This is a genomic window from Mycobacterium sp. (assembly GCF_035603715.1).
Taxonomy (GTDB): Bacteria; Actinomycetota; Actinomycetes; order Mycobacteriales; family Mycobacteriaceae; genus Mycobacterium.
In genome coordinates, this window is record NZ_DATNJW010000025.1 from 1 (window position 1) to 7,555 (window position 7,555).

9 protein-coding genes and 1 pseudogene are annotated in these 7,555 nt (G+C 64.0%); 4 read left to right on the forward strand and 6 right to left on the reverse strand.

All coding sequences use genetic code 11. The annotated features are described in order from the left end of the window. The 3 genes and pseudogenes from VN856_RS00805 to VN856_RS00815 form a co-directional block, all read left to right on the forward strand. Positions 1–181, forward strand: a pseudogene (locus VN856_RS00805) (hypothetical protein); the annotation flags it as partial. A gap of 67 nt (positions 182–248) precedes the next feature. Next, a complete protein-coding gene (locus tag VN856_RS00810) occupies positions 249–683 on the forward strand; it encodes a MarR family winged helix-turn-helix transcriptional regulator (RefSeq protein ID WP_325685230.1) in 435 nt (144 codons plus the stop codon). A gap of 15 nt (positions 684–698) precedes the next feature. Then, the gene (locus tag VN856_RS00815; protein ID WP_325685231.1) at positions 699–1,568 is read left to right on the forward strand and encodes an LLM class F420-dependent oxidoreductase; all 870 of its coding nucleotides are present in this window, start codon (positions 699–701) and stop codon (positions 1,566–1,568) included. A 13-nt stretch (positions 1,569–1,581) separates the two neighbouring features. On the opposite strand, the gene VN856_RS28845 is transcribed toward VN856_RS00815, so the two are convergent. The 5 genes from VN856_RS28845 to VN856_RS00840 all read right to left on the reverse strand — a co-directional run bounded on the left by VN856_RS28845 (position 1,582) and on the right by VN856_RS00840 (position 4,874). Beyond that, positions 1,582–1,959: an SHOCT domain-containing protein gene (locus VN856_RS28845; RefSeq protein ID WP_414686839.1), complete on the reverse strand. Its 378-nt coding sequence runs from the start codon at positions 1,957–1,959 to the stop codon at positions 1,582–1,584. Positions 1,960–2,051: 92 nt separating this feature from the next. Then, on the reverse strand, positions 2,052–2,528 hold the full coding sequence (locus tag VN856_RS00825; RefSeq protein WP_325685232.1) for a lipoprotein LpqH: 477 nt from the start codon (positions 2,526–2,528) through the stop codon (positions 2,052–2,054). Positions 2,529–2,614: 86 nt separating this feature from the next. Continuing rightward, a complete protein-coding gene (locus VN856_RS00830) occupies positions 2,615–3,334 on the reverse strand; it encodes an AIM24 family protein (RefSeq protein WP_325685233.1) in 720 nt (239 codons plus the stop codon). A 9-nt stretch (positions 3,335–3,343) separates the two neighbouring features. After that, positions 3,344–3,598, reverse strand: coding sequence for a hypothetical protein (locus VN856_RS00835; protein ID WP_325685234.1), 255 nt, complete (start codon positions 3,596–3,598; stop codon positions 3,344–3,346). A 109-nt stretch (positions 3,599–3,707) separates the two neighbouring features. Further along, positions 3,708–4,874, reverse strand: coding sequence for a BTAD domain-containing putative transcriptional regulator (locus VN856_RS00840; RefSeq protein WP_325685235.1), 1,167 nt, complete (start codon positions 4,872–4,874; stop codon positions 3,708–3,710). Positions 4,875–4,946: 72 nt separating this feature from the next. Here VN856_RS00840 and VN856_RS28850 point away from each other — a divergent pair, with 72 nt between their 5' ends. Next, positions 4,947–6,815, forward strand: coding sequence for a serine/threonine-protein kinase (locus tag VN856_RS28850; protein ID WP_414686840.1), 1,869 nt, complete (start codon positions 4,947–4,949; stop codon positions 6,813–6,815). 1 nt (position 6,816) lies between these two features. On the opposite strand, the gene VN856_RS00850 is transcribed toward VN856_RS28850, so the two are convergent. Then, on the reverse strand, positions 6,817–7,555 hold a 739-nt coding region (locus VN856_RS00850; RefSeq protein WP_325685236.1), incomplete at its 5' end, for a M28 family peptidase.

Consider the following 7,555-nt stretch of genomic DNA (forward strand, 5'->3'; position numbering starts at 1 on the left):
CCACGACGCCAACCTCGCCGGCCAGTGCGCGACAGCGCTGCTGCTGCGCCGCCTCTGGGCTATCCCGGCCGCCATCATCGGCTGGGCGCTGGTGACGGTCGTCGCCGCGATATGGGTGCATACTCCGGACGATTCGGAGGAGAGTACCCGATTCTGGGAGTTGCGCGGAGACGCGACCTAAGCCGCAGGGCCTCGCATTAGACAGTCCAGACTGTACAGTTTGTACTGTCTAATGTAGATTGGATCGAGTGGACGGGATCAGCGAGTCGGCAGGAGCCGCCGCCCGGGATCTGCGGGTGATGTTCAGCCGACTTCGCCGCCAACTCAAAGACGTCAGCACCGGCGGCGGGCTGACACCATCGCAAACTGCGGTGCTAACCCGGCTGTGGAAAGAAGGCACGTCGTCGACCAGCGCGCTGGCCGCCTCCGAGCGAGTACGGCCGCAGTCGATGGCCGCCATCCTGGCCGGACTCGACCAGCACGGCCTTATTCGTCGTGCTCCTGACCCCGATGACGGTCGGCGACAAGTGATTTCGCTGACCGCCGCCGGACGGCGCCGCGCAGAAAGCGATCGTCAGATCCGCGAGGAATGGCTGGCCCGTGCCATGCAGGAGCGCTACTCGGAGCCGGAACGGCGCGTCATCAACGATGCGCTGTCTCTGCTTCAGCGCTTGACCGACTAACGAACGGAGCTACCAATGCAATTGGGCATACACTTCATCGACTTCTTGCCGGGCGACGCGGCCCAGTTGGCACCGACCCTGTTGGCTACCGCGACAGCCGCCGAAGAGATCGGCGCGACGATGTTCACGCTTGCCGATCACTTCTTCCAGATGGAAAACGTTGGGCGCGCGGAAGATCCCTTCTTGGAGGGCTACACCTCGCTGGGCTACCTGGCCGGCCGGACCACGAACATCACCCTGGCGTTGTTGGTTACCGGGGTCACCTACCGGCATCCGGGGTTGCTGGCCAAAACAGTGACGACTCTTGATGTGCTCTCACAGGGCCGGTCGATGTTCGGCATCGGCGCCGCGTGGTATGAGCGTGAGCATCTCGCCCTGGGCGTTCCGTATCCGCCGTTGCGCGATCGGTTCGAGATGCTCGAAGAGACCCTGCAGATCTGTCAGCAGATGTGGAGCGACAACGACGGGACCTACGACGGCAAGCACTATCAGCTGGCCGAAACGATCTGCCAGCCCCAGCCGATCCGGCGGCCGCCGATCCTGATCGGTGGCGGCGGTGAGAAGAAGACGCTGCGGCTCGTCGCGCAGTACGCCGATGTCTGGAACTCGACCGATTCCGACATCGACGTGCTCACTCACAAGATCGACGTGTTGAGCCGCCATTGCGAAACGGTGGGTCGTGATTTCGCCGAGATCCGGAAAACCGTTGGCGTCTTGGAGGACCCGTTCGAGGATCTCGACGGATACCTCAGGAAGCTGGAACGGTTCTCCGAACTCGGTATCGACATGATCCACGCCGGCCCCATGCCAGGCGCACCGGATCCTGCCGGCTTCGTGAAACGCATCGGCGACGAGGTGATGCCGAAGCTATCGGAGATCGGTTGAACCTCAGGAGGTTCTACAGGCTCGCGATGATCCGCGCACGCTCCGCGGTGTACTCCTCGTCAGAGATGGCGCCGCTGGCGCGCAGGTTCTCGATCTCCTGCAGTCGTTGCGTCGTCGGCGCCGCGGTCGGCGCCGGCGTCCACGGGACGTGCATGGCAGCGTCGTGCTGAAAGGCCCGCATCGTAGCGCTCGGTTGTTGGCCGACGTTGAGCAGCCCGAGCCGCAACAGCAGAATCAGCAGGCCGATGCCTCCGACCGGCAGGCCGAAGTAGAGCGTCCAACCGCCGGGCAGGCCGAGTTCGCTCAGCGCGACAAAGCGAATCACGAACGTGATGACGAAGAGCGCGGCGATCGCCCCGGCCAGGATGAGCGCGGGTTTGTTGTTTTTCATGAGGGATGTTCCTTTCGTCTGGTGGATTCACTGCGGCCGCCCGGCCACCGAATGTCGGCGTGGCGACACTCGGTGGCCGGACAGAGCCGGTGTTAGGGGCAGGCGACGTCGAGTTCGAACGACTTGTTGACCGGTCCCGCCATCGGGTTGGACATGTCCACACCACTGGCGGTACCGCTGATCTTGTAGGTGCTGCCGTCCTTGGTGGCGTTGGCCTTGCCGCTGGTGCCGCCGACGCCCAATGTGACGCCGTTGACATTGCCCAGCGCAACGGATTTGACGGCCGGCGGGTTGGCATCGGTCAGCACGGCGCCGATGCCGCTGGGAACACCGGACGAACCGGATCCGCCACTGATGGCGATGTTGACCGTGCCGGCGGTAGTGGTGCAAGCGACCTGGCCCTTGACGTTTTGATCTTTACCGTCGACGAGCACCTTGGTGTTCGACGAGCCGGCGGGCGCCACTGCGGCATTACCGACGCTGACGGCCTTGTCGTGGTGTGAACAACCCACCATCACCGTGCCGAGGGCGGCCGCCGTACCGGCCATGATCAGGATTTCGCGTTTCATTGATGGACTCCTTGTTTGTGTTGTGGACGTGATGCCTAATCACAGTGCGGCAGAGGACTTTATGGATCCTTAATGCGCCAGCACAGTCATGTCGATACGTCGCCGGACATGTCGACGTACATCGACTGAAGTCCGACCCGGCCGGGACCGGTGAAGCGATTGAAGACGAGATTGCCGCTCCCACCGAACATTCCGGTCCGAAGTCCATAAACCTGTGGATCCATCCGCACACTTTCATCGCGGAAGATCCAACTTCCGGGCTCCACATCGATCTGCTCACCGGGGGCGAGAACTTTCTCAAAAACATTTCCGTAGCCGTGCAGCCACACCACGCCCTCTGACTGTGTCGCGGCGAACCGGTCCACGAAGAACCCACTCGAGCCGAACAACATGTTTCGGATCCCCTTCTGGCGGGTGAATCCGTACTCCAAATTGCCGGTGGCCGCGAGATATTGGTGCTCGCGAACCTCGACCGCAGTCCCGGGCCGCAAATGCAGTGGAAAGACGTGTCCGGTGCCGTCGCGCGAAAATGCGACCTGCCCCGGCCCGCGCGCCTCGGTCATCAGCAGTGGCATGCCCGCGATCATCCGCTTGAGCGCACCCTTGCCCCTGAGCCCGATATCGAGCCCAGGGTCCTTCCATAAAATGACGTGGTGCTCGAAAAACACCGGCACACTGCCGTCGAGCCAGATGTGCAGCACCGGCACCAACTCTCCGTCGATGCGGTAGTACACACCCGGGGCGCGCCCGTCAGCGACGGTGGTGGGCAGTAACTGTGGGGGTTCGGGCCGATACGAGTTGGCCATCTTTCCGGCTCAAGGTCGCTTGGCGTAACGCGTGAGGAATCCGGTGGCTGCAATCGTCGCGACGACGCCGATCACACTCCACAGCACGATGGAGAACACCAGCGACCCGAACAAGAAGTCGTAGGTCAGCGAGAGATAGATCGACCACAGCACCCGGTAGAGGCACCAGAACGCGACCAGTCCCGCACTGATCCCGATGATCAGGCTGCGATTGCGATCGACGCGCTCGATCTGTTCTTCGATGTTGGCGGGCAGAATCTTCATGTGCGTTGTCCTTTCGTGAGGGTGCGGTGATGCGGTGCAACACCTGCGCTTGCTCACGGTGCGGGACAGCGCTTACTGGATCCTTAACGGACCGCTCACCGGCGGCCGGCTACTGCGCGGCGGGGCCGGCTCCGGTCTCGAGCGTGAATTCCTCGTCGCCGATCCGAATGCGATCGCCATCGCGCAGTTCGGCGCTGGGGTCGATACGTTTCCGGCGCACCCGGACTCCGTTCGCCGATCCCAGATCGGTGATGAGGATCGTCCGGCCGTCATCGGCGATGACGGCGTGGTGGCGGCTGACTTTGGCGTCGGACAGCACGATGTCGTTGTCGGGGCTGCGACCTATCCGGGTGGCCGTGCCGGCTAACGCATAGCGTCGCCCGTCGGCGCCGATCAGTGCCGCCGTCGCAGCCCGGCGGACTCGGATTGCGTTGTCCGACTGGGCGACAATGGTGTCCTCGGCGTGCGATTGGGCAACCTTGCGAGCGTCCAACGGCTCCTGACGCAGAATCTGCTCGTAGAGCTCCCGGATCGTCCAGCTCGGGTCGATGCCCAAGTCTTCCGCGAGTAGCGCTTTCAGCCGCAAGTACGCGTCCAGCGCGTCGGACTGACGGTCGTCCAAGTAGTAGGCGGTAATCAACTGGGCCCACAATGGTTCCCGATAGCCATGCCTGGCGGTCAACGCCTCCAGCTCCGCGATCACGTTATGCGGTCGACCGCACGCGATTTCGGCTTCAGCGCGCGCGATGTAGACAAGAACCCTCTCCTCGTCGATCGCCGCGGCCAGGGTCTCCACGAAGTGAAAGTCGCTCAGGTCCTCGAGAACCGGTCCGCGCCACTGGCCAAGCGCGGCCAACAGGTGCTGGCCGGCCTGCTCGAACTGCCCGTCGGCCGCGGCCTGCACGCCGGCGTTTTTCTCGGCGATGAATCGGCCAAAGTCATACTGATCGTCGCTGATGGACAGTTGATAGCCCGGCGGTTTGCTGGCCAGCACGGAGCGGTCGATGCCCGCATCGCTCATCAGCCGACGCAAGTTGGAGATGTAGGCGTGCAGCGTGGCCCGCGCTCCCTGCGGCGGCCGCTGGTCCCATGCGGCACCGATGAGCGAGTCGATGCCCACCGGTCGATTCGCATTGACGATCAACATCGCCAGCACCGCCCGCTGCTTGGGGGTGCCCAACGGCAGCGATTCATCGCCCATGCGCACCTGCAACGGGCCCAATACACCGAACTGCGGCACCGCAAAGGACCGCCCCGTGCCTAAACCATCGGTCATCGTGATGTTTCTACGCTCACCAGGTTCGCCAGCTAAACAACTCCTACCATAGCTTCCGGTTAGGATCTGCCCATGCCGGTATCGGTAGGTGAAGCGTTCGCGGGATTCACGATCCTGCGGGTGGTGGGTGCCGGCGGCATGGGCACGGTGTATCTGGCCGCGCATCCCCGGTTGCCGCGCCAGGACGCGCTGAAGGTGCTGCCGGCGCAGTGGACCGCCGACCCGCAGTATCGGGCGCGGTTTCTGCGTGAGGCCGATCTGACGGCCAGCTTGTCGCATCCCAACATCTTGGGTGTTCATGACCGCGGTGAATACGACGGTCAGTTGTGGATTTCGATGGATTATGTCGGGGGCACGGACGCGTCCCGGCTGGTGCGCGAGCACCATCCCAACGGCCTGCCCGTCGGTGAAGCGCTGGAGATCGTCACGGCAGTGGCGTCGGCGTTGGATTATGCGCATCAACGGGGCTTGCTGCATCGCGACGTGAAACCGGCCAACATCCTGCTGGATCCGCAAGCACAACGAATTTTCCTGGCCGACTTCGGTATCGCGCGTCTGATCGATGACCCAGCGGGCCTGACCGCCACCAATATGGCCGTCGGCACGATGGCCTACGCGGCGCCCGAGCAGTTGAGGGGTGAGCCGCTCGACGGTCGCACCGATCAATATGCACTGGCGTGCACTGCCTTTGACCTATTGACCGGAGCGCCACCGTACGTCGATTCCAACCCGGCCGTGGTGATCACCAAACACGTTGCAGCGCCGATACCTTCGCTCGGGGAACGGCGGCCCGAGTTGGCTGTGCTGGATCCGGTGCTGGCCCGGGCGATGGCCAAGTCGCCCGCCGACCGGTATCCCAGCTGCCGAGATTTCGCCCGCGAGCTGAGCGCCCTTCTCAGCCGGCCGTCCGGCCACGTCCACCAGCCCCCACCCGCACCCCCGCCAGGCCCGACCGCGCCCGCGCCCACCCTGATGACCAGCCCTCCGCGTGTTTCGCGCCCGACATTGATTGCGTCGCTGGCGGTTACCGCGTTGCTGCTGGTGGCCGGGGCCATTTTTGCGGGCGTGACGTTTGTGCGGCACCACGATCGGGGTGGCAGCACACCATCGACCGCGCCCGCAGCCACCGCCCACGCGTTCAGCGGCACCTACCGGGCGGACTACGGCCCCGGCACCGACCTCGAAGGAAAAGTGGTCGCGGGTGCACCGCCGATGACTGGCACCTGGGATGTGCGCTCTACGTGCGGATCCGGCGGCTGTATCGCGACGGCGTCCTACGTCGGTGGTAGCGGGGTCGTGCTCGTCTCGAATTTGGTGTTCGATCAGGTCGGCGGTAGTTGGCTTGCCGTGGGTCTGGGCTCTACGTCCTGCAATGACGCGCCCACCGAAGTCTGGGTGGTGTTCACCCTGCAGCCGCAACCGGACGGCACACTGTCCGGTGACACCACCAGGTCAACCACCAACAGCTGCAGCACGGCGAAGCGAACCGTAACCTTTACCCGCACCGGCGATCCCGACCTCTCCAAAGTTCCCGATCCGGCCGCGTTGCCTCCACGCGCGGCATCACCGTCCACAGCGCTACGCGGGCGATACCACGAAACAATCACCTACGCGAACGGCGGTTCTGCACCGGGACAAGACGATCTCACCGTCCGTACGGTGTGCCTGCGCACCGGCGATCGGTGCATGAGCCTGTTCCATGCGATCGACGGGGTGGTGCCCCTGGTGTTCAGCGGCGGCAAATGGACCCGCAATGACGAGGGCACGGTGCCCTGCAATCTCGGCGGAACCGTGCATATCAAACTCACCGCGGAGTATCCGCTGCCCGACCCGCTGCAAGATCCGATCCCGCTGCTCACCGGGCACGGCCACAACGTGACGACTGGAAGCGCCTGTGCCGGCGGCGATTTCGAAGACAAGTTCGAGCGTACTGGCGACTAACTCATTTCTTCGACAGCTGGTGACGGGTCCGGTCCGCACGGACCGGAATACCGTTGCGGCCACTGAGATCTTGGGCGTATAGACCCGTCGCATAGGCGACACCACCGCCGTTGATGGCGAGTTCGGCGCGGTCGATGTGCTCCAAGGTGTCGGTGCTCTTGTGGTAGTTGGGGTCGAACGGCTGGTCGGCTTCACCACCCCACAGCTTGGCCTCCTCGGACGACTTCTTGTTTTCTGCGCCGGAGAACAAGCCGCCCGACGGGATGCCGGCCTGGGTGAAGCCGTCGTAGTCGGACCTGCCGTCAAACGAGGTGTCCTGCGGCGTTTTTCCGGCGGAGTTGAGGTAGGCGGCCAGCGACCGCTCGATTCCGGCGGAGCCCTCCGGCACCACCGGACTGCCACGCTTGTCAGCCGGCAACGACTGGTCGCCGTCGTAGGTGAAATAGCCCGGGTTCGGTGACGCTAGCATGTCGAAATTCAGGTACAGCGCAATGTTTTTGAGCGCTTCGACATCCAATGACTGGACATACTTGTGCGAGCCGATCAGCCCGAGCTCCTCAGCGCCCCAGAACCCGAATCGCACCGCGTTGTGGATTCCCGGCGAACTGCCCAGTTGCAAAGCGGTCTCCAGAACCGCGGCCACACCGGATCCGTTGTCGTTGATGCCCGGGCCCTCGGGAACGCTGTCGAGGTGGGCGCCGGCCATCACCACATCGCTGGTCGACCCGGTCTTGGTCTGC

Excerpts from the sequence above, each read along its gene's own strand:
- VN856_RS00815 (WP_325685231.1), top strand. The coding sequence starts at position 699 with ATGCAATTGGGCATACACTTCATCGACTTCTTGCCGGGCGACGCGGCC.
- VN856_RS28845 (WP_414686839.1), bottom strand. The coding sequence starts at position 1,959 with ATGAAAAACAACAAACCCGCGCTCATCCTGGCCGGGGCGATCGCCGCG.
- VN856_RS00825 (WP_325685232.1), bottom strand. The coding sequence starts at position 2,528 with ATGAAACGCGAAATCCTGATCATGGCCGGTACGGCGGCCGCCCTCGGC.
- VN856_RS00830 (WP_325685233.1), bottom strand. The coding sequence starts at position 3,334 with ATGGCCAACTCGTATCGGCCCGAACCCCCACAGTTACTGCCCACCACC.
- VN856_RS00835 (WP_325685234.1), bottom strand. The coding sequence starts at position 3,598 with ATGAAGATTCTGCCCGCCAACATCGAAGAACAGATCGAGCGCGTCGAT.
- VN856_RS00840 (WP_325685235.1), bottom strand. The coding sequence starts at position 4,874 with ATGACCGATGGTTTAGGCACGGGGCGGTCCTTTGCGGTGCCGCAGTTC.
- VN856_RS28850 (WP_414686840.1), top strand. The coding sequence starts at position 4,947 with ATGCCGGTATCGGTAGGTGAAGCGTTCGCGGGATTCACGATCCTGCGG.